19 protein-coding genes are annotated in these 21,507 nt (G+C 35.8%); 1 reads left to right on the top strand and 18 read right to left on the bottom strand.

All coding sequences use genetic code 11. From position 1 onward, the window contains the following. On the top strand, window positions 1-441 hold a 441-nt coding region (locus tag Q0594_RS07515), incomplete at its 5' end, for a PD-(D/E)XK nuclease domain-containing protein (protein WP_298730949.1). Window positions 442-518: 77 nt separating this feature from the next. On the opposite strand, the gene Q0594_RS07510 is transcribed toward Q0594_RS07515, so the two are convergent. The 18 genes from Q0594_RS07510 to Q0594_RS07425 all read right to left on the bottom strand — a co-directional run bounded on the left by Q0594_RS07510 (window position 519) and on the right by Q0594_RS07425 (window position 21,309). Then, the gene (locus Q0594_RS07510) at window positions 519-2,147 is read right to left on the bottom strand and encodes a heparinase II/III family protein (RefSeq protein ID WP_298730948.1); all 1,629 of its coding nucleotides are present in this window, start codon (window positions 2,145-2,147) and stop codon (window positions 519-521) included. A 9-nt stretch (window positions 2,148-2,156) separates the two neighbouring features. After that, a complete protein-coding gene (locus Q0594_RS07505; RefSeq protein WP_259948622.1) occupies window positions 2,157-2,972 on the bottom strand; it encodes a PTS system mannose/fructose/sorbose family transporter subunit IID in 816 nt (271 codons plus the stop codon). Further along, window positions 2,962-3,762, bottom strand: a complete 801-nt coding sequence (locus tag Q0594_RS07500; protein ID WP_298730947.1) for a PTS mannose/fructose/sorbose/N-acetylgalactosamine transporter subunit IIC — start codon at window positions 3,760-3,762, stop codon at window positions 2,962-2,964. Before Q0594_RS07500 ends, Q0594_RS07505 begins: the two co-directional genes overlap by 11 nt. A gap of 14 nt (window positions 3,763-3,776) precedes the next feature. Continuing rightward, window positions 3,777-4,277, bottom strand: coding sequence for a PTS sugar transporter subunit IIB (locus Q0594_RS07495; protein ID WP_259948625.1), 501 nt, complete (start codon window positions 4,275-4,277; stop codon window positions 3,777-3,779). Window positions 4,278-4,301: 24 nt separating this feature from the next. After that, entirely contained in the window at window positions 4,302-5,483 is a 1,182-nt protein-coding gene (locus Q0594_RS07490; RefSeq protein WP_298730946.1) for a glycoside hydrolase family 88 protein, read from the bottom strand. Window positions 5,484-5,547: 64 nt separating this feature from the next. Beyond that, window positions 5,548-8,856, bottom strand: a complete 3,309-nt coding sequence (locus Q0594_RS07485; RefSeq protein ID WP_298730945.1) for a polysaccharide lyase family 8 super-sandwich domain-containing protein — start codon at window positions 8,854-8,856, stop codon at window positions 5,548-5,550. Window positions 8,857-8,993: 137 nt separating this feature from the next. Then, complete coding sequence (locus Q0594_RS07480) at window positions 8,994-9,683, bottom strand: GntR family transcriptional regulator (protein WP_298730944.1); 690 nt, start codon at window positions 9,681-9,683, stop codon at window positions 8,994-8,996. A gap of 101 nt (window positions 9,684-9,784) precedes the next feature. Continuing rightward, window positions 9,785-10,582: a gluconate 5-dehydrogenase gene (locus Q0594_RS07475; protein ID WP_298730943.1), complete on the bottom strand. Its 798-nt coding sequence runs from the start codon at window positions 10,580-10,582 to the stop codon at window positions 9,785-9,787. A 15-nt stretch (window positions 10,583-10,597) separates the two neighbouring features. Next, complete coding sequence (gene kduI / locus Q0594_RS07470) at window positions 10,598-11,428, bottom strand: 5-dehydro-4-deoxy-D-glucuronate isomerase (protein WP_298730942.1); 831 nt, start codon at window positions 11,426-11,428, stop codon at window positions 10,598-10,600. Between the two features lie 379 nt (window positions 11,429-11,807). Next, complete coding sequence (rhaD, locus tag Q0594_RS07465; protein WP_298730941.1) at window positions 11,808-12,665, bottom strand: rhamnulose-1-phosphate aldolase; 858 nt, start codon at window positions 12,663-12,665, stop codon at window positions 11,808-11,810. Between the two features lie 81 nt (window positions 12,666-12,746). Continuing rightward, complete coding sequence (locus Q0594_RS07460; RefSeq protein WP_070437046.1) at window positions 12,747-13,103, bottom strand: cupin domain-containing protein; 357 nt, start codon at window positions 13,101-13,103, stop codon at window positions 12,747-12,749. Window positions 13,104-13,118: 15 nt separating this feature from the next. Continuing rightward, entirely contained in the window at window positions 13,119-14,690 is a 1,572-nt protein-coding gene (gene lsrK, locus Q0594_RS07455) for an autoinducer-2 kinase (RefSeq protein WP_298730938.1), read from the bottom strand. Continuing rightward, complete coding sequence (locus Q0594_RS07450) at window positions 14,663-15,622, bottom strand: sugar-binding transcriptional regulator (protein WP_298730937.1); 960 nt, start codon at window positions 15,620-15,622, stop codon at window positions 14,663-14,665. The genes lsrK and Q0594_RS07450 overlap by 28 nt, the downstream gene beginning before the upstream one ends. A gap of 110 nt (window positions 15,623-15,732) precedes the next feature. Further along, window positions 15,733-16,614: a 3-hydroxy-5-phosphonooxypentane-2,4-dione thiolase gene (gene lsrF / locus Q0594_RS07445; RefSeq protein ID WP_298730935.1), complete on the bottom strand. Its 882-nt coding sequence runs from the start codon at window positions 16,612-16,614 to the stop codon at window positions 15,733-15,735. 11 nt (window positions 16,615-16,625) lie between these two features. Then, window positions 16,626-17,735, bottom strand: a complete 1,110-nt coding sequence (locus Q0594_RS07440) for a substrate-binding domain-containing protein (RefSeq protein WP_298730934.1) — start codon at window positions 17,733-17,735, stop codon at window positions 16,626-16,628. Window positions 17,736-17,820: 85 nt separating this feature from the next. After that, window positions 17,821-18,819, bottom strand: coding sequence for an autoinducer 2 import system permease LsrD (locus Q0594_RS07435; RefSeq protein WP_298730932.1), 999 nt, complete (start codon window positions 18,817-18,819; stop codon window positions 17,821-17,823). Between the two features lies 1 nt (window position 18,820). Next, a complete protein-coding gene (locus tag Q0594_RS07430) occupies window positions 18,821-19,810 on the bottom strand; it encodes an ABC transporter permease (protein ID WP_298730930.1) in 990 nt (329 codons plus the stop codon). After that, window positions 19,807-21,309, bottom strand: coding sequence for an ATP-binding cassette domain-containing protein (locus Q0594_RS07425; RefSeq protein ID WP_298730928.1), 1,503 nt, complete (start codon window positions 21,307-21,309; stop codon window positions 19,807-19,809). The genes Q0594_RS07430 and Q0594_RS07425 overlap by 4 nt, the downstream gene beginning before the upstream one ends. Window positions 21,310-21,507: the final 198 nt, after the last annotated feature.

Raw genomic sequence — 21,507 nt, 5'->3', positions numbered from 1 at the left:
AGCATATTCAGAGAAATGATAAAAGCGTTTAAAAATTTTGAGTTTGACAGATTTGAAAAACTTTTAAATGAAATATTTTTAGTGTCAATGAGTTATCATGACACTTCTAAAATAGAAAAACCGTATCATACTTTTATTTTAGGAATGATGTTGTATCTTGATAATGAGTACACAGTTTTATCAAATAATGAAACTGGCTATGGAAGAAATGATTTAGCTTTAAATCCGATAAATAAAAGAGATGTTGGATATATATTTGAATTTAAAGTGGCTAAAACTGAAGAAGAGCTTGAAGAAAGAGCAGAAGAAGCATTGAGTCAAATTGAAAATAAAAAATATCCTGTTTTATTAAAGGAATGTGGAGTAAAAGAAATTGTACATATTGGAATGGCATTTTTTGGAAAAAGAGTTAAAGTGAAATATAAAGTTGTGAAAAACTAAAAAATTTTTTTGAATGGTTGACAATATATAAAAAATAATGTAAAATTGTGTTCCTTGGCAGGGGAGCAAAAAAGGTCTCATAAAAAAATGGGATCTTTTTTATTTCTGATTTTTAATTGAATGCCTTCATCCAACGAATTGTATCGTTTAGAATATTGGATAGCCTCTGTAACCATCTCTCCATTCGTCCAAAATCTAGAGTAAACTTTATTCGAATATTTTGTTGGGATGATAAAGTTTTGGGCTAAAGCATGTCCACTTTCTTCTTCATCAATCACCAATGAAAGTTTAGCTTGCGTATCCAAAATCATTTTTCGACTAATAAAAGCTCTATTGGAAGTTTCATTATCTTTCATCGGAATACTCCATTGTGCTTCAAAATAATAGAGATCGCCTTCCTTTTTCATTTGCATTGATAAAGGTTTGGCTATCCAATAATATCCCCATGAGCTTTCGATAGAAGGATAATGCCCCCCTTTTACGAGGACCGTATTATGCATTCTTTCAGATTTAAAGCGAACTCGATTTTCACATTCCGTATAAGTATACCGTCCTGGATGCGTTACAAAATGGACTTCATCCATTTCTAGACTGATTGCTCCGTGGGATGCATGAGCATGAGAACTTCCATGAAGGCCACAAAACAAACTGAAGTATATATCTGAACCTTTTACAACCGCTAATCCGCCTACTTCATCATAAAACCATTCGTCGAAATTCACTTTATGTTTTTTATCAAACGCTCTCCCTGAATATAAAACCCCCATTGTATACTCTGGACATTCACTCTCAAACCCCAACAAATGATAATAGGAATGAACCCAAGAAAAATCAACCGTATCACTGTCATTTAACGCTAAAAGCATATGATTAGAATTCGATAAATAATAACTCGCACGAATGGGTTCTATCAAAACGTTCTTCCAAAGGTGTTGATCCTCATATCCCATATAACAAGCAATCTGATATAAATATGCAAAACACATTAAGACTTGATGATGATACAGTGGACTTTGTTCCCAATGAAGTCCCTTCTTTGTAAACTGAAGAGATGCTTGATTTAGAAGCGTTTCTTTTGCCCACAAATACAGATCAGGTTGTTCATTTGAGAAATATACGAAAGAAAGAACACCACTGACTGCAAGCACTCCCCAATTACTTAGAAGATGCTTTTCTTGTAAATGAGTACAAATATAATTGGCATGCAAGATCATCGCTTCCTGAATTTGCTTTCTTTCTACTTCACTAAACTCTGATAGAGGAAGATAGGTTAAACTTTTCACCCAATTCATCAAACGAATGCCAGCATCCAAAACTCTCCATGAAGCTTCCGGGTGAGAAATCTCTTCTTCATTTTCCAAAATAAAATCAAAAACGATTTCCTTCCACTTTTTCAAGTACTTTTCATCTTTTGTTAGATAGGATGCTACCGCTAAATCAACAAGATATCCTTGTCGGTTTAACATGAACACCCATTCCATATCTCCGTTTGGCGTTTGGTGCCATTTAAACTCATGAAATGAATATTTCTCAAAACACGTTTCCATATCCATTTGATGATCATAGTAGACTAAATCCTGGTCAACTAAAGCATCTACTCTAGAAAAAAGTTCAAGCAGAAACCCACTTGAACTTTTCCCTATTTTTTTTAGACTTTCTTCTTTTAACCAGAATCTAGATTGATATGTTTCTAGATTCGTAAACATCCCATCACCTTATGCTAAAATTCCAAGAACTGAAGCTAAGATACCAATTGCGAATAATAGGATTAATAATTGATAAGTGTTCCATTTTTTCTTCTTCAATAGATAGAATACCAACACTGTAATTAATACTGGTAATAATCTTGGCATCATTTTATCTAAGATTTTTTGAATAGAAACAATTTGCTCTTCACCAGAACTTACAGTTGTGGCATATTGAATGGCAATTTTAGCTTTTACAAATGAGGCTGCTAATGCAGAGATAACTGTTACCCCTACAATATTGGCTGCTTCAGAAATTTTACTAATTTGGCTACTTAAAGTTTTAATAGCGTTTGTTCCTAAACGGTATCCAAGATAGCCCATGAATACTTTGATTGCAAACATACTCAATAACATTGCTAACCAATATCCCATTGGAGCAAATCCTAAACCATCAAGAGCTAAACCTGCAAAGATTGTAGAGAACAATGGCGCTAAACCGAATTGTGCGATAGAATCTCCAATCCCTGCTAAAGGACCCATAAGAGCCATTTTAATACTACGTACAGAATCAATACTTTGACCATCTTCGTACATCGCTAATTGCAAGTTAGAAATAAACGGTACTAAATGTGGACTTGTGTTATAGAACTCCAAGTTTGCTTTAGCAGTTTCTTTTAATTTTTCTGGATCATCTTTATAAATCTTCTTTAAGCCAGGTAAGATAACGTTTAAGTAGCTGACCCCTTGATAAGTATTATAGTTGAATGCATTTTGTAAGATGTATGATCTTAATGATGTTCTAAAATAATCACGTTTCGTTAATTTATTTTGTTTAGATTCCATTGCTAAAATCCTCCACTTCGCTAGTTTGAACTGTTCCCACAACTACTTCTTGTTTATTAGAATTTTGGTAGTAAGCAATTAATGCAAATACTGAACCAACTAATGCTACAGCCATTGTTGGTAATTCTAAGTAAGCCACGCAGATATAACCTAGGATTACGTATGGAGTTAATTCTTTCTTCAACATTACAGATAAAATCATTGCAAACCCGATTGCAGGAATTAATCCCCCAGCTACACCGAAACCACTAATCAACCATTTTGGTAAAGCATTAACAAATGCTTCTAATGCTGGACGGCTTAGTGCAGATAAGATACCAATAATGAAACCAGCAACAGCTAAACCGATATAAGTTGAGTGTGCGATTAGTTTAAACTTACCAAAGTGACCATTTTCAATCGCTTTTTCAGCCATTTTTGGATTACCAGCGAAGAATGTGTATAAGAATGTTGTTACGAATTGGAATAATACCGCAAATGGGAATGAAAGTGCTAATGCATTTTCAGGTGTAATCCCTTGATCTTTTAATGTAATTACCATGATCGTACCTACGATACCAGGTCCTACTGGGTTAGGTGGAACAGTACCACCAGCACCTACTCCGAATCCCATATAAGCTAATTCAGCTAAAGCTCCGAATGTTAATGCTGTAGGAATATCTCCTAAAATTAACCCTACAAAAAACGCCATAACAATTGCTCTGTTTGTATAAATTCCTAGTAACATCCCTGAATAACAGAATGCTGTTACTAGACCAATCAAAATACCTTGAATTAATGAAATTTCCATTGTTCTCCCTCTTTTCAACTAATCATTTCTAATAATTTTTCTAAAGTTTGTGCTCCGTCATTTGTAACCGGAGAAGTTTTTGTATTGAATTGAACATTGTATTTTTCTTTCATTGTTCGAAGTGCTTGTTTATCTTCTTCTCCTAGATAAATGAATTGTGACACTTTATCCTTTCCAGGAGCTGCATGAATGTTACCTACATTCACATTTTCCATAGGAAATCCTAGTTCACATAAGCGAAGTGCATCCGCAGGACTTGAAACAACTACAAAAATTGTTTGGTGTGGGGCAGCTTTCCAAATAATTTCAGCAGTTCTTTGGATTGTCCAAAAACGTACATTCACTTCTTTTGGCAATACAGTTGTCATTAATGTTTGTTGTAATTCATCCGTTGACACTGCATCATTTGCACAAATGGCTAAGTTAACTCCTAAACTCTTAATCCATAATTGTCCTTGACCATGGATAAGTCTTTCGTCAATTCTGACCATTTGAATGTTTGGTTTGTTTTCCATGTTTTCATTCCTTTCTTTTCTTTTTTACCAGTACATTTCCCAGTCTTTCTTTTTACGCATAAGCGCTTCTAGATAGAAGTAATCACCCCAAATATTTCCTTCGTTAACCCCCTTCCCTGAATGCCATGAATATACTCCTTCATTTAATAAGGCAACGATAGTAGATCCTTTCTTATCCGTATATTTGGTGATTAAGTTATATAGAATTCTGTCTGCCCATTTTTCATACTCTTTTACCGTTTCATTATTTGGAAGCTCTTTAGCCATTTGTTGGATACCGCAAACTGCAATGGCAGCTGCAGAAGTATCTCTTGGTTGACCTGAAGTATCATCAAAGATTAAGTCCCAATAACATACAAAATCTTCTGGTACACGGTTTAAGAAGTAGTTTGTTACCGCTTGGAAATATTCAACATTAGTTTCTGCTGGAGCATACGCATTGCAAAGTGCAATTCCATATATTAACCATGCCTGCCCTCTTGCCCATGCAGAGTCATCTGAATACCCTTGTCTTGTTTTTCCGTATGCAGGCTCTCCAGTTTCTGGATCAAAGTAGAAAGTATGGAAAGCTGAAGCATCTTGACGAATAGCGTTTTTCAAGGTTGTCTTGAAGTGAGCTTTGGCCATTTCTTGATAGTGGCTATCTCCAGTTTCATTACTTGCCCAGAATAGAAGAGGAATATTTAATAAGCAATCCACGATTAAGCGGTAGTTATCACGTGCTCCTAATTCTCCCCAAGCTTGAATGAAGTTTCCTTTTTCTTGATATCTTGAAGCGAGTTGGTCTGCAGCTTTAATGGCCGCTTCTTTTGCTTTCTCATTTCCTGTAAGCTTATAAGCGCTGACACAAGAAGGCGTATATAGGAAGCCTAAGTCGTGGTGATTAACTTCGATTAATCGTTCAATTCGATCAATGAAGGACTCCACATTCTTCTCAGCAGCTACTTTATATTTTTCTTCCCCAGTAAATTCATAAGCAAGCCACAACATTCCTGTCCAAAAACCATTGGTCCATTCGATATTTTCCATCGCTTTATAGTCATTATCGAATGTTGCTGGCGTTGGGTATTGTTCCCCCAACTGCTCTAAGTTACTATCAATTTTTTTTAAACAAACTTTGATCGCTTCATCTACTAAAGCTGGAGTTAAGACCTCCGACTCATTCGATTGATACGCTTTCAAAGGTTCGATATTTTTATCAATCATTCTTGCACCTCTCTATAAGGCAACTTAACACGTTAACTCGTTAAGTTCATTGTACCCTATTTTTTTATTTTTGTAAACGTTTTTTTGAAAAAATAAGTGAAATTGTTAATAATAAAATTCCAAGTAACGTATACACTTCAAAATTCTTAGCCCCTGTGGCAGGTAAAGTCTCTTCTTTTGTTGTATTGGAGTCTTTTGAATCTTCTGTGTTTCTAATTTCAGTAGTTGATTCACTTGAACTTTGTTGTGTTTGCTCTTGTGTTTGTTCCTGAGTAGTTTCTTCTGTTTGTTTTTTCACTAAATACGTGTAATATCTAATCTTGTTTTCAACAGTAGGTTCTGTTGAGTTTTGTAATTCGTATTTGTCTGTACTTAGTGCAGGTAGGCCTGCTGAAGGATCTTCTGGATTTAAGAAGGCAATATCTAGTTTATTGCCCTCTTTCTTAATGGTATAAATTCCTTTTTCTTTCAATACGAGGCCATCTTCTAATGTCAACTCAGTGTCATCATATTTAACGACTCCGTAAATTTGATTCGTCTTATCAAAGACTGCTTGCGTTTTTTCAGAATTTTCTACAACCTGGATGTCGTCTTTGTTCTTTTCCTCTTCAAATTCTTTAGCTGAACGATTTGGATAGAGGACATACGCATATTTATTATTCGTAGCGTCATGTGGTTGAACAATTGAAATAAAGCTATTTTCTACTTCTTCATCACTTTGTCCTTCATTAATATCCTTCCAAGTTCCTTTACGGTTTTCTTTTTTCACATTAACAGTAGTTGGTTCTAAGAATTTATATCCAATATTCATTTGCGTATTTTGAGATTTTAAGAGTAAATCTTTCACTTGCATTTTGGTATCAGCGTCTGAAACAGGAACTTCTTTTCCGTCTGCAACCACACTATAATCATTCTTCGAAGCACTGCGATTTCTTGATTCTCTTTGAACTTTACGATTATCGACTACTGTATATGCTTCATTGTCCGTACTATTCTTAATATCTGAACCAAGGAATACGATTCGATCTCCTAAAATGAACCAAGATTTTTTAGCAGTGAGTGTCTTGTTCCAGTTTTGGAAATCCATCGCAACCGTTCCGTATTTATTTCCTAGAGCTGTACTTCCAACGAATGAATGATCCATTGTGGTCATTCCAGAGCCTTTTACCCTAGCCTCATTCGTTTCAGTAATCCCAGCTAGTTTGTATGAATCGACTGTTGCCCAATAATCGTCACTATAATGACTTAAATCATCATTGTATAGATAAGAGGCACCATCACTTGTATACCAACCTTTTGCATTTTCTTTATTCATGAATTCGTAGTTTTGAATCTTGTTCGAGTACATGCTAATTCCGAAAGCAAATTCACGTTCTTTATTGTAGTAAGCCACTTTGTCCATCGCTTGATAGAGTTTGAGATACGTATCTCTTGGAGTCGCCTCTACCATCTGATTAGACATTAGACTTTCAAAGAGATGAACATCATAGAAAGACTTCAACGATTTAAAGGTATCGTAGAAATTATCGGAAGAAACGATGTCTTTTACTAACCCTTGAAGTTTCGCTTTTTCTTGTTGATCACTTGCTTCTGCAATTCTTAAAATACCTCTTAGAACTTCCACTGCAGCATAGTGATCATTTTGTACTTTCCTGCTGAGTGAGCGACCTCTTGTCATATCCATCAATCCACCCTTATAAATCAAAGGTAAGAATCCTTGATGAATCCAGTGATAAAGAACGTTTAATTTATCTTGACTAATCTTATAAGGACTTGCTTGAATAACGGGGAGTAATTGAGAAAATCCATCAATTAATACATTGCCGTATGCCCCTGTATAAGCAATATTTGTATGATCTACATAAGAACCATCGTAGTGGAAACCTTCGCCCTCAGAAACTAATGCTAATACATTACTTACGGCTTGAATTGAGCGTTCTAATTTCGCGTCATCTTCAAGAAGGAGCGCTTCAATGATTTTAACTTTCCCTAAATCTGAAAGGTTCCCACCTACAGCTGTTTTACCACGGTTTTGGCTGACCATGATTTTAGATGGGTCTGGAACCATCTTGCTCACTGGTTTTAAGTATTTCGCAATTTCTTCTTTACTGAAATAACGATTCATAATCGTTAGGATATTATTGATGGCACGAGGAACTCCAATTTCATAATCCCACCAATTTCCTTTAGACTCAGTATTTTCATTGTAGTAATGGTCATACATTAATTTCATGCTATGTTTGACCACTTGAATAACTTTGTCGTCGTTATAGTATTTTGAGTTTTTATTCGTAACCGACTTCGCAATTTGTTCCACGCGTCTATACGTCTTCGTTAAATTGGCTGATTTAGAATAATCCCCAACTGCATCCCAAATTTTCTTTTCATCATTTGCTAAGAAACTAGATAGATATCCTTCTACTTCTTTTTCATTAACGCTAAAGATTTCTTTCATATAACTACTCTCTGTAGAGTAAAAGTCATTCCCTGAAATCATGGCATCCCATTTTTTTAACAAGTTCTCATAGGTTGCATTTGGTTCAAGCACTTTCAGTGGAACTACTTTATCTTTGCTGTCTGGAGCGCTTACAACTAATTCAGTACTTCCAGCCTTTTTAGGAACAATTGCTCCGTTTTCAATGGTAGCAACAGAAGTATCCTTAATCTTATACGTATATTTTGAATCGAGTATCCATCGTTTATCAGTCGTTAGCGTTACAGATTCATCAAAAGTAATCTCTTTTGTCTGTTGCGGTTGAGTCTCTTTCTTCTCTTCTTTTTTGGTTAAGCTCACATCATCGAATTGAACTTTCCCTTTTCCTGTTTCAAAGAATAACTCCACTCGGATTTTTGTCGCTTCACTTCCTGCAACAAACTCCTGCGTAATTGTCGTCCAATCATTATCTCCGACTAAGCTCTTGCTATACCAAAGTGGTGAAAGCTGTTTGTTATTACTGTCATAAGACATAATGCGAACTCTAGCCCCAATTTTAGAGTCTAATTTTTCCGTTTTGATTCTCACTGAAAAAGTATACTTTTGATTCGGTTCAACTGGAATATCTTGTCCTACTACCGCTCTCATTTCAGATTCAGCTTCCATTAAAAGGTTCGATTCATCTGTAATTTGAATTTTATACTTTCCTTTCTCCCCTTTAGCAATCCAAGGAGTATTCCAATCAACTGCCGATTTACCAGTCCATTTCTCCCCTGTATCGAGGGTCGCATCAAACGTTCCATTCTTCACAAGATTGACTGTTTGTTCTGTCTGAGTTTCCTTATGATCCTCAGCATATACAGGATTCCCCTGAGAGACACCCAGAGACGAAACCAAAGCAAAAGCTAAAACTAAACAGCTCGACCAAACTTTTTTCATCATGACCATCCTTCCGTTTTTAACTTAACGTGTTAACCCTATAAATGAATTCTACCACTCCTTTTAGAATTTGTAAACGGTTTATTTAATAAAAATTAAAAAAAATAAGAATCCCCCACATTAGGAGGATTCTTATTTTATTCAGCAATCAAATTAACTTCATAAAAATCAGGATGGATAAAGCTTTCTGAGTATTCAATCACTTCTTTGGTTGTATTGTTAAAGATTGTTTTCTTTACAATCACTACCGAATTGGTTTGGAGCTCGTCTGTTTCAGGGATATCCAATGTCTTAAATTCAATCGTCATACTCATAGGCATATTCACTAAGTTGTTTTCAATACCCAACTCTTTAGAAACACTTCCACCATCTGAAATATGACGAACCGCCTCTTCACTTAATAAGGTTGTTTGAACAAAACGCTTTTGAATTTTCCATAAACTATCATCAATCATCGCTCTTTGAACGATTTCATATAAAGGACCTTTCCCTTCAAATTGACTTAAAACGCGTTTATCTTCACAGATTTGTATCGAAGTCTCTACTCGTTCCGAATTCTTTTGTGGATTGAATTTCTTTGTTAGTTTTTCACTAAAACTAACTTTTCGATGCAACATGTTTTTACGAACGAAGGTCCCTTCTCCTTGTCTTCGAATCAAGTAGCCTTCTGCCACTAAATCATTTAATGCTTTAACGACTGTTGTATTACTAACCTGATAGATTTTTTTTAAATCACCTTCAGAATAAATTTTAGATCCGGGTTTAAATTTGCCTTCGTCAATCTCTTTTAAAATGTTTTGTTTTATAATTTCATACTTTGGTAGCATGCACAAACACTTCCGTCCTTTTATTTTAAAGCCATCATATCAAAATAATTTCCTCAAGTAAACAGAATAAACACCCCTTCTACGGGAAGGGGCGTTTAGGATTAAGGTTGTTTACCGATGTACGCTAAAATACCACCATCCACATAAAGGATATGACCATTTACAAAGTCACTTGCACTACTTGCAAGGAAGATGGCCGGACCTTTCAAGTCTTCTGCTTCTCCCCATCTTTCTGCTGGTGTTTTTGCGATAATAAATTTATCAAATGGATGTCTTTCTCCATCCGGTTGAATTTCACGAAGAGGAGCTGTTTGCGGTGTCGCAATATAACCAGGCCCAATTCCATTACATTGAATATTGTAGCATCCATATTCTGATGCGATGTTACGTGTTAACATCTTCAATCCGCCTTTAGCCGCTGCATAAGCTGAAACGGTTTCACGTCCTAATTCACTCATCATTGAACAGATGTTAATGATTTTACCGCCACCTTTTTTAATCATTGAAGGAATAACGGCTTTTGATACGATAAATGGCGCATTTAAGTCCACATCGATGACTTGACGGAAATCTTCAGCCGCCATTTCATGCATTGGAATTCGTTTGATGATTCCAGCATTGTTGACTAAGATATCAATCACGCCTACTTCTGCTTCGATTTTTTTCACCATTTCTTGAACACCAGGTTCATCCGTAACATCACAAACATATCCGTAAGCTTTAATGCCTTTTTCCGCATAGTTTGCTAGCCCTTTTTCTACTCCACTTTCATTTCTGTCATTAAATACGATAGTGGCACCAGCACTCGCTAATGCTTGTGCAATCGCAAACCCGATTCCGTATACTGCACCTGTTACAAGTGCAACTTTTCCTTTTAATGAAAACATGTCATTTGTCATTTTACTTACTCCTCACTATTTAAGTTCTTGCATTGGAACCATATCCATATCGGTATAGGTAATGTTTTCTCCTGCCATTCCCCAGATGAATGTGTAGTTTGAGGTTCCCACACCTGAGTGAATAGACCAACTTGGTGAAATACATGCTTCTTCGTTTCCAACCACTAAGTGTTTTGTTTCTTGTGGTGTTCCCATGAAGTGGAAGACTCTTGTATCAGGTTCCATATCAAAGTATAAATAAGTCTCCATACGACGTTCATGAGTATGACATGGCATTGTATTCCAAGAGCTACCTGGTTCGAGCACTGTGTAGCCTAATTGTAATTGGCAGCTTTCGCATTGATTTGGATGAACATATTGATAAATCTTTCTTTGATTTAATGTATTGGATTCACCCATGCAAAGTGGAACAATTTTTTCAATGCTTAATTTTTTATTTGGATATTTATGATGGGCTGGAACAGACACAACGTAGAATTTTGCTGGGTCTTCAGCAGAAACACTTGAGAAAGCAATTTCTTTTGTTTCTTTCCCGATGTAATATCCATCTTGTTTCACCATATTTTCTGAAACACCATCAATTTCAATAACACCAGGACCTCCAATATTAATGACACCCATTTCACGTCTTTGTAGGAAGTAGTCCACTCCTAACTCTGTTGATAATTCAATCGTTAATTTTCCTTCAACTGGCATTACCCCACCAAAAATCATGCGGTCGTTATGAGTGTACGTCAACTTCACTTGATTTGGTTCGAATACTTTCTCAACTAAGAATTCCTTTCTTAATTGCTCCGTAGAATAATGTCTGATATCCTCTGGACTGTGTGTATATCTCGTTTCCATAGTTCTCCTCCTTAATTGATTCATAAAAGCTTTTTACTACCAAATCTTTTTTCTCCTTTGGTAGCGCTCTCGCGTTCAGTCTAACACTAAACGAAACCAGTTTCAAGTAAAAGTTAACGTGTTAACACGTAAACTCTTGTTTTTAAAAGGGTTTTTCGACTCGTTTCACAAAGTTGATAATGGTTGCACGATTCTAAAACGCCTTAAAATAGGTATAAATCAGAATTAAATCTCATCTAAAAACTCTCAATTTCACAAATCGAGTCGATAAAAACTTTTTTTGATTTTTTCAAAAAAAAAGATGCAATAAGAAAAATCTTATTGCACCTAAAAGGAATGAATAGCGACCAGTTTTTGGCAATTCTGGTTTTCGTTTTATTTATGATTGACTGATTATAGTTTCATCATTTAAGTACTTGCCTTCCACACCTAAAACATCACACACTTTTTTCAAGTCTGATTTCGAAAGTACGTTATTTTCATAGAGGCTCTTTCCACTAACACGTTTTAATTCTAGCGCAATGTGAGCAGCTTTATCCGCTGTTTCGATTAATCCAAAGCCATCTTGGTAATTTCTACCTGTTGAAAGGACTCCGTGTTTTGACCACACTACAAGACGATGGGTTTCCAGTTCACGAGCTGTATCCTCTCCGATTAACTTAGTTCCGGGAACTTCCCAAGGTAATACAGCAATTCCATCATGGAACACTACGATAGATTCTGTTAACACTGACCATAAATCAAGAGTTAATGATTCACTCGTTACTTCATCTAATAATGAGTATATAACAATATTTGTTGCATGATTATGAATGACTACGCGATGATTGGTATCCACTTTGAGTCTTGCTGCATGAGCTAGTACGTGCATGAAGATTTCACTGGTTGGGCGTTTTCCTGTCACGAATCCTGCTACTACTTGGTATCCTTTTGGAGTCAATTGAATGATTCCTGTGTCCACATGAGGTTGTAAACACAATGTTCTAAAGTGACTTCCCGAAGCAGTAATTAAAAGATATTCTCCTTGAATATGTTCTGGGACATCTAGAACTTCCACTTCTTTTCTATTTTCAGCGTAATAAGTGTACGAGGTTCCTGCAAAATCTGCTTCAATGGAACTCGCTTCCTCTTTTGTGAGGCGATAACTTACATTGCCACCATTGTATTCATCCCACCCCTTATTCCACATGTCATATGTCACATGGCAGAGTTCATAAATATAATCTGGGTATGTCATACAAATCTCCTTTCATTTCTATAAAAATTAAAAATGATAATGACAATACCCCCTGTGATTCACTCATCAGGGGGCTCTATTTTAATCTTCAGGCTTGAAATCAGGTGTTTCAATCTTATCTACTTCTTGGAAAGGTGCCAATGTCGATACCATGACAATCGGTTCATCATAAGGATTTTTTACGTAATGAACTTCATTAGGTTCAATATGAATAAACTCTCCTTTAGACAAAGTGACTTTTGCATCATCAACATAAATATCAATTTTCCCTTCAAGAACATAGAAATTTTCTTCCATGATTTCATGATAATGCGCTGGAAAATCTTGTCCCGGATTAAATCTTACTACTGCGAAATTAGAACGTGGTCCTTTCATTAAGTATTTTGGCCCGCTATCACCAAAACGGTAATCTTTTTCTTTTTCATCTAATACAAACATACAATCACTCCTTCACTATTCAGAACCTGGGGCAATCCACATATACTCTGTTAACCCCTTATCTGAAATATTTAGCACCTCTTTATAAAGCACTTGCCAATCATTGAAAATCTCTAAATATTTACGATGATGATCCATATCTGGTTCGAAAACTTTGTCAATTTGAATATATTGGGTTGTTTCTTCTAAATTATCGTATACGCCACTACCAATCCCAGCTAGAAACGCCGCACCTAGAGCTGTCGCTTCTTTTTCTTTAGGAGTAATCACTCGGATACCTAAAATATCTGCAATCGTTTGTGACCACAACTCACTATAAGCAGAGCCACCCGCGAAGAAAATTTCATCTGGTTTATTTCCAGTAATTTCTTCAACCATTTTCAAGTGACCTAATGTAATCAAACCCGCATTTTCCATAATGGACTTATAAAAGGTTGCTTTATTAAATTTTAAAGGGTCAATTGAAAAGTTTATAAAAGTTGGGCTTGCATGCTTCAAATTTCTAAAGTTCATCACATCCGCAAAAATCGAATGCATTCCATAACATCCAATTGGAATTTCTTTCGCCTTTTGATCCATGAGCGCATACACAGAAGTTCCTAATTGTTTAGCTAGTTCCACATCTAAGTCTAAAAATGCATCCCTAAACCATCTCATCACAAGACCTGAACTCCAAGCAATTGCTTCTTGTTGCCACACAGAAGGAACTGAATGGCAATTCACTCGAATTCTACCTCTGTCATCCACATAAGGCTTATCGGTATTAAATTCATATTGCCAAAAACTTCCGCCAAAAAGGGCAGCTTGATTTGGTTTAATGGATCCAACCCCAATACAACCTAGTTGAGAGTCTCCACCACCGCAAACTACGATAGTTGATTCTGAAAGGCCTGTTTGACGAGCAGCTTCTGCACTTACATTTCCTACTGGAACCCCACTTTCATAGACAGGCGGGAATATATCATCCTTTAATCCACATTTCTTCGCTACTTCCGGTAACCATTCGCGTTTAGCTAGGTCAAATAATCCGCTAGTAGAAGAATTACTTGGTTCAGAAACGATTTTTCCAGTTAATTTGAATACAATCCAATCGTTTATCATATTCATATATTTAGCCTTTTGGTAAAGTTCAGGCTTGTTTTTTTGAACCCAAAGTAAACGTGGAACTGCACTCAATGCAAATGTTTCACCCGTTTCAAGATAGATTTCCATTTCTAATGTAGGATGTTCCCTCTTTAATGAAATCACTTCTTCTTTGGCTCTAGCATCGATGTTAGAAAAACCAATTAATTCCTTTTGATTTTCATCATAAAGAATGAACCCTTCTCTCATTGAATCCGTTGAGATTCCTTTAATATCTTCAGGAGTAATATTATTTTTTTCTATTAGATTTCGAATACAGCACTGGATAATCTCCCAGTTTTTTTCAAAATCAAAGCCTACACTTCCTGGGTATTCATCATATACAGGATGTTCCCATTCAATTTGCTCAATGGCCTTTTGCACACCGTCTTTTTGGAATAAAATAGCTCTAAAACTCCCTGTGCCTCCATCGAGCGCTAATAAGTATTCTCTTCTTTCTTCCATGGGCAGTCTCCTAATAGAAGCTCTGCTGTGTTTTCATCTGTAATTAATACATTGACAAAACCGTGTGTAATTGCAGTATGAATAATTGGAAGTTTTGTATCTCCACCGGCTGCAACAATGATATAATCGTTGTTTTTAATTTTTTCTAGTTTTGTACTAATAATTCGATCTTCAATTTCATCGTCCACTAAGTTTCCATCTTCATCAATAAAGTGCATTAACATATCACCTACTGCACCTTTGTTTTTCAGAATATTAAACTTATCTTCAGTTAGAAGGCCAGATTTTATAATAGTAGAATCTTCTTTCATTCCACCTAAACTAGAGACAACAACGTTAATTTTTTCCGTCATTTCGACAATATCGTTTACCGATTTTTCTTTCAAAATTGCTTCCGTTAATTCTTTACTACCTACAACTAATGGAGCAGGAATTAAATAGTGTTTAATATCAATGATTCCATTTCCAATTTGTCTAATATATGGCATTACACCACCTGTCATAGATACCACTGATAAGTTCTTATCTGTTAACCCTGACAAATGCCTTAGAAATGCGCCCATTGTTTCACCATATCCAACTCCCACAAAGGCATCATCCTTAATTAAATCATTCAGATACATGGCCGTAGCTTGTCCTAAATCTTCTGCTAAGTTCTCATTGCTACTCCATGGCACAACAAAGACATCTTTTAAATTGTATTTTTCTATTAACTGTTGTTCAATCTTGTTTTTATCCCGATAGACTGTCGAAAAGTGGAAACGAACAATTTTCTTTTGACGGGACTCTTCTAACATTTTTATGATTTTAATTCGACTGACAGAAAGACGATCTGCAATCTCTTTTTGAGTCAAACCATCAATATAATAGAGCCATGCAACTTTATAAAGTAATGAATCTTTATAACGTTTATCTTTTTCAGAAAAATCCATTTTATTTACCCTCTTTACGAAAATCTTAACTGAATAAAGTATACACTAACCGAAAGAATTAGGGAAATAACACTCATCTTCCCTAATCCTTTCATAACGAGATTTTCAGATTATCGATTAATTAAATCTGTATAGTATTCAAATGCTTCTTTGTCCGTATATTTTTCATGAACAATTTTTGCAATACTCTTAGCCATTTCTGTTTGATGCATACTTTGGAAAATGTTACGACCCATATCCAAACCTTTTGCTCCTCCTTGAATAGCTTTATAAGCTAACTCTAATGCTTCTTTTTCAGGTAATTTTTTACCTCCAGCAACGACAATTGGTACCGGACACGCAGCAACTACCTCTTCAAAATTATCACAGTAATATGATTTAACTAAATTAGCTCCAAGTTCTGCTACAATACGTGTTGCAAGTTTGAAGAATCGATCTGTACGTTCCATATCTTTACCTACTGCAACAACCCCCATTGTAGGGATACTATATTTATTACCAAGGTTTACTGCTCTTGATAGGTTATCCAAACTTGATAATTGTCCGTCCGCACCGATAAATGTTTGAACTGCTAAGCAGTCGGCGTTTAAGCGAATTGCTTCTTCCATATCTACAGCCAAAATTTCATGACTTAAATCATCATTTAACATTGACGACCCAGATGTAACACGTAAAGCCGTTGATTTTCTCCAAGTTGGGTCCACACTAGTTCTTAATGCACCACGAGTGCCCATTAAGCAGTCGACCTCTGGTGCAATCTTTGGAATAATAATATCCAAACGTTCTAGTCCCGCTGTTGATCCCATAAAGTATCCATGATCAAAAGCAAACATTACCGTATTTCCACTCTTTGGATTGAAAATATTTGCTAAATGTTTTTTCATCCCATAATCTAGATTGTGCGCACCTTTAACAAAGAATTGATCCAAAGTTTTAACAGGTTGATCCACATAATATTCTTTTGATACTTTTAATCCATCTAAATCTGCCATTATTTTTCCTCCTAGAAATCATATTTATCCATATTTTCTTTAGTAAAGACTGTACGTTCTGGTAACAATACAACCCCACTTTCTGGTGAATCTTTATAGTTTTTATCTAAAATAGAGTTGTTTTGAACTTCTACTTCACCAATACCAGGAACATTAATTTTATCTCCAACTTTAACTTGGTTACCTGAAGCTAAGTAATTTGCTAAATATACTGCTAAAGCACCTTGTACTTTTACATCCCATAATCCCCACTCTTCAATGATATCGTCTTTAGCATATTTCTTGATAGAGTTTGGAGTTGAAAAACCAGTAACCGTGATATCCTTTTTAGTTAATTTCGCATTTTGTACAGCTTGTAATTGACCAGGTAAAGCTGTTGAGTCATTACAGATAATAAGGTCAATATCTTTATGAGCCGCTAAAATTGATTGACCAACGTTTAACGCTTGTTGTGCATCTTGATTACTGTAATAGTTAGAATCATTTACATTCACCCAATTTGGATAGTTTTTCTTGATATATTCTTCCCCTACTTTTTGCCATGAGTTTTGGTCTTGTACTGTAGAAGATGAATAATGCCAAGCATATTTAATTTTATCTTTCTTAGGATCTTTACCACGTTTTTCTAGTGCATCAGCACTCATCTTAACAAGCATTTCACCTAATTGTTCTGGCGTCCCTTGAGATACCATTAATGAACGCGCATCTGGTGACACATCTGAATCCCATGTTACTACTTTTAACCCTGCTTTTTGGGCCTGTTTTAATGCATTATCTAAACCGGTTGGATCCACTGAAGAGATTGCGATTGATCCTGCTCCTGTTTGAACAGCATTATTAATAATTGTTACTTGATTTGCAACAGATGCAACTGCATTACCATTGTAATCCACAGTAAATCCTTCTTTTTTTGCCATTTCTTGAGCACCTAAGTTTCCTGATTCAAAGAATGAATTTCCTGTTACTTTAGGGACGAAAACTACTTTACCACCATTATTTGTAGCTTGTGTGCTCGCATTCGAATTTGAACTACTGCTTTGAGAGTTCCCTCCACATGCACCTAATACAAAAGCAGTGGCACCAACTAAAACTCCATAAGATAATATTTTTTTGAAATTCATATTAATTCTCCTTTGCATTCAATTAAATTGCTACGACAATACAACAATCACTTACTTATGAACTATTCATCTCTAGCCTTCCTCCTTATTTCTTTCTTTTTAGATTTTGAAATACATTAGAATTAATCATAAAGTTAATGATTAATGATATAATCAGTAGAATTCCAACTGGAATATCTTGATATTGTGCGTTTATACCAATTAATGTTAATCCAAATTTCATAAAACCGATAATTAAAGCTGCCAGCCCTGTTCCGATTACATTTCCTTTACCACCATAGATAGAAGTCCCACCTAATACTACTGCGGTAATAATTGGTAAAGTTAAGTCTGCTCCAAAGTCAGGTTTTGCAGTTCCAAGATAAGAAGTTAAGAGAATCCCCGCAATAGAAGCCGCAATCCCCGAAAGTACATACGTACTCATGACAAGGCGAGCTGTTTTAATCCCGGAATACTCTGCAGTATTACGGTTTACCCCAATAAGGAAAATCTTACGTCCATATTTTGTGAGATGTAAGATGACAAATGAAATTACTAATAAGACAAGGAAGATAATTACCTGATTCGGTATTCCTGCTATGCTTCCTGCTGCAATTTCTTGAAATTCAGGAGGGAAATTCGTAATCCCTTGATAAGCAACGACTCCTGCTAGTGCCGGAACAACAAGTGCTAATCCTGAATATAGGAACGAACCCCCTAACGTGATTACCATCGGTTGCACTTTTGCATAGGCAATTAACATGCCACTAATTAATCCACAAAGGGCTCCAACAAGAATTCCTAGCAATACCGCTAACCAAATATTGACACCCATCTTTTGCCATAGAACACCTACACAGATCGAAGTTAATCCCATTATGGAACCAGCCTGAATATCCATTCCACCCGTGATGATTACATAAGTAACAAAAAGAGAAACAATACATACTGGAATAAAGTTATTAATAGAATTCATTAAGATAAATGGATTCAAAAATCGTGGGTTTAGACCACCAAAGATAATAAACTCGGCGATTAATAAAATGACCAAGAAATATTCCCAGCGCCATTTAAATCCTGCTAACACTGATCTCTTCTTTTCCATCTTATTCTCCTCCTTGCTCGACTCTGACACGTAGTCTTTCTTTACGAATATTTTCTTGAGAGCGATGGTTTGAAATAGCCCCAATAACTACAATCGCGATTAAAATACCACCTGTAATCGTATTGTTGAATGTAGAAGGGAAATTTAAGAATACTAAGATACTACTAATTGATGTCATAAGGATTGAACCAATAATCGCTCCAAACGTAGAACCTTGTCCCCCTTCTAATGCAATACCACCAATTACGCACGCTGCAATAGCTGTCATCTCATATCCTGTACCATCGGTTGGAGTTACAAATCCAATTCGACTCGCATAGAGGACACCTCCTAGTGCGGCAAAGCTTCCACAAATGATATAGCTCAAAAATTTAATTCGTTCTACTGGAATCCCAATAAGACGAGCTCCATCGATATTATCACCGACTGCTTTAAAGCTTTTTCCAACCATAGTTTTCTTAGTAAAAATATACAAGAGACTAGCTACAATAAGAGCGCTTGCAAAAATGATTCCAATAGTTCCACCTATTGTTTCTTGAGAGATATTTAGAAATTCATTTGGAAAATCTTGTAACCATTGCCCATTCGTGTAAATGTATTGGAAACCACGGATAATTCCCATCATCCCCAAAGTCATGATAATTGAAGGGATTTTAAATAATACGATTCCGATAGCATTAATGATTCCAATAACTACTCCTACCAGAATTGCAACTGCAAAAACAGAAAGAATAGACGCACCTCCATTTAGCATTTTTCCTGTAACTGCTGCAGTAAATCCAACAGTTGCACCGATCGAAACATCGATTTCCCCGGTAAAAAGAACGAAACACATTCCAATTGCGACCATCGCATAAACTGCACTGTTATTTACAATTTGAAAAACATTTTCTACGGCAAGAAATTGAGGATTAAATAAACCTACAATAATAAAAAGGCCGATTATAAATAAGATTGATACAATCTCCCTTTGTTTCAGTAAATTCTTCATGAAACTTTCTCTCCTTTTACAACTCCAAATGAGGCGCTCATCAAATTCCCTTGATTGATGTCCTCACCTACAAATTCTGCATTTAATCTTCCATGATACATGGTTACAGCTCTATCTGAGAGTTGTACAATTTCTTCCATGTCTGAGGAAATCATTAAGATGGCAAGGCCACGTTCTTTAAGTTCTTGAATAATACGATAAACATCCCCACGAGCTCCAGCATCAATCCCACGTGTTGGTTCGTCTAGAATAAGTAACTTAGGCATTGAAGCGATTGCTTTTGCAATAACCACTTTTTGTTGGTTTCCACCAGACAAGCTTCCAATTTCATCACTAATATCCATCGATTTAATTTTGAAAGATTTTTTAAAGTATTCATACATTTCTTCTTCGCGTTTGCGATTAACAAAATACTTACCAACAGATTGAAGTGACGCGCCTGTAATATTCATACCTAAATCACTGATTTTAAAGATTCCATGTTTAAAACGATCTTCTGGAACATAATTTAGACCTAGATTGATTACCTCACTAGTAGACCTACCTGTAATATCAATATTACTTAGAACAACTTTCCCACCAAGAACCTCATCCTTACCAAATATAGTTTCGGCTAATTCTGTTCTGCCAGCACCAACTACTCCGGCAAGACCAAGTATTTCTCCCGGATAGACTTTAAACGACACATCCTTGAATCCGTTTCCAGAAAAGTTTTCAACATCAAGAATTGGATCTACCGTACGATCAATTACACGTCCACCCTTATTATTCTTCAAATCATCAACATTTGCTCCATCCGGTAATAGCGCCTGGATTAACATATCATTAGTAAAGTCTTGAGTTTTCCCAGAAAGACTAATTATTCCATCACGCATGATAATAATATCAGTTGCAATTTGAAACACTTCTGTTAATCGGTGGGTAATATAGAGGATACCCACCCCATCTTTTTTTAATTGCTCAATTAGTTCAAATAATGTCTCTGTTTCATTAAACGTTAAAGAACTTGTTGGCTCATCAAGAATCAAAACTTTAGGATTTCTAATCAAGCCTTTTAAGATTTCAACCAATTGTTGTTCCGCAATCGTTAGCGTATCAGCTCTACGTTCTAGATTAATACTCCATTTTAACTTTTCTATAAGTTTGAGGAGCTTGAGCTTTTGTTCGCTAGCATCTCCTGGTAATCCAATTAGAATATTCTCTAAAACAGACATATTCTTAAAGAGCATTGGTTCCTGAGGCACCAGATAAATTCCACTATTTAAAGCAACAGCCGGTGTTAAGTTCTTATGAGGCACCTGATTGAGAATAATTTCCCCTTGGTCAGATTTGTAGATTCCCATAATAATCTTCATGAGCGTACTTTTCCCCGCCCCGTTGCCTCCAATAATAGCGGAAACCTCACCAGAAGAAAGACTAATATTAATCCCCTTTAATACATGGTTATCGCCGAACGATTTACAGATATTTTTACATTCCAGCAACTTCACATTTTCCACGACAACATTTCCTCCTTTACAAATGTTACGTACATTAACTTTTGTTTCGAGTTCATTGTACTCATTTTTTAAAGCGCTGTCAATACCTAAATTTAATTATTCCATGAATAAAAAAGAAAACCCGCTATAGGCATGAAGTGCACCCCAAAAGTTAGATAGAAAATCTAACTTTCGGGGTGCTTTTATTATGAAATTAAG

It is taken from the genome of uncultured Granulicatella sp., assembly GCF_938030755.1.
Taxonomy (GTDB): Bacteria; Bacillota; Bacilli; order Lactobacillales; family Aerococcaceae; genus Granulicatella.
This window is presented reverse-complemented; position numbering and strand designations above follow the sequence as displayed.

Bases quoted from the DNA above. Each gene is read 5' to 3' on its own strand.
- lsrK (WP_298730938.1), bottom strand. From the start codon at position 14,690: ATGGAAGAAAGAAGAGAATACTTATTAGCGCTCGATGGAGGCACAGGG.
- Q0594_RS07430 (WP_298730930.1), bottom strand. From the start codon at position 19,810: ATGAAGAATTTACTGAAACAAAGGGAGATTGTATCAATCTTATTTATA.
- Q0594_RS07505 (WP_259948622.1), bottom strand. From the start codon at position 2,972: ATGGAATCTAAACAAAATAAATTAACGAAACGTGATTATTTTAGAACA.
- Q0594_RS07495 (WP_259948625.1), bottom strand. From the start codon at position 4,277: ATGGAAAACAAACCAAACATTCAAATGGTCAGAATTGACGAAAGACTT.
- Q0594_RS07460 (WP_070437046.1), bottom strand. From the start codon at position 13,103: ATGTTTGTATTAGATGAAAAAGAAAAAGATTACCGTTTTGGTGATAGC.
- Q0594_RS07485 (WP_298730945.1), bottom strand. From the start codon at position 8,856: ATGAAAAAAGTTTGGTCGAGCTGTTTAGTTTTAGCTTTTGCTTTGGTT.
- Q0594_RS07435 (WP_298730932.1), bottom strand. From the start codon at position 18,819: ATGGAAAAGAAGAGATCAGTGTTAGCAGGATTTAAATGGCGCTGGGAA.
- kduI (WP_298730942.1), bottom strand. From the start codon at position 11,428: ATGGAAACGAGATATACACACAGTCCAGAGGATATCAGACATTATTCT.
- Q0594_RS07510 (WP_298730948.1), bottom strand. From the start codon at position 2,147: ATGTTTACGAATCTAGAAACATATCAATCTAGATTCTGGTTAAAAGAA.
- Q0594_RS07500 (WP_298730947.1), bottom strand. From the start codon at position 3,762: ATGGAAATTTCATTAATTCAAGGTATTTTGATTGGTCTAGTAACAGCA.
- Q0594_RS07440 (WP_298730934.1), bottom strand. From the start codon at position 17,735: ATGAATTTCAAAAAAATATTATCTTATGGAGTTTTAGTTGGTGCCACT.
- Q0594_RS07490 (WP_298730946.1), bottom strand. From the start codon at position 5,483: ATGATTGATAAAAATATCGAACCTTTGAAAGCGTATCAATCGAATGAG.
- Q0594_RS07475 (WP_298730943.1), bottom strand. From the start codon at position 10,582: ATGACAAATGACATGTTTTCATTAAAAGGAAAAGTTGCACTTGTAACA.
- rhaD (WP_298730941.1), bottom strand. From the start codon at position 12,665: ATGACATACCCAGATTATATTTATGAACTCTGCCATGTGACATATGAC.
- Q0594_RS07480 (WP_298730944.1), bottom strand. From the start codon at position 9,683: ATGCTACCAAAGTATGAAATTATAAAACAAAACATTTTAAAAGAGATT.
- Q0594_RS07450 (WP_298730937.1), bottom strand. From the start codon at position 15,622: ATGGATTTTTCTGAAAAAGATAAACGTTATAAAGATTCATTACTTTAT.
- lsrF (WP_298730935.1), bottom strand. From the start codon at position 16,614: ATGGCAGATTTAGATGGATTAAAAGTATCAAAAGAATATTATGTGGAT.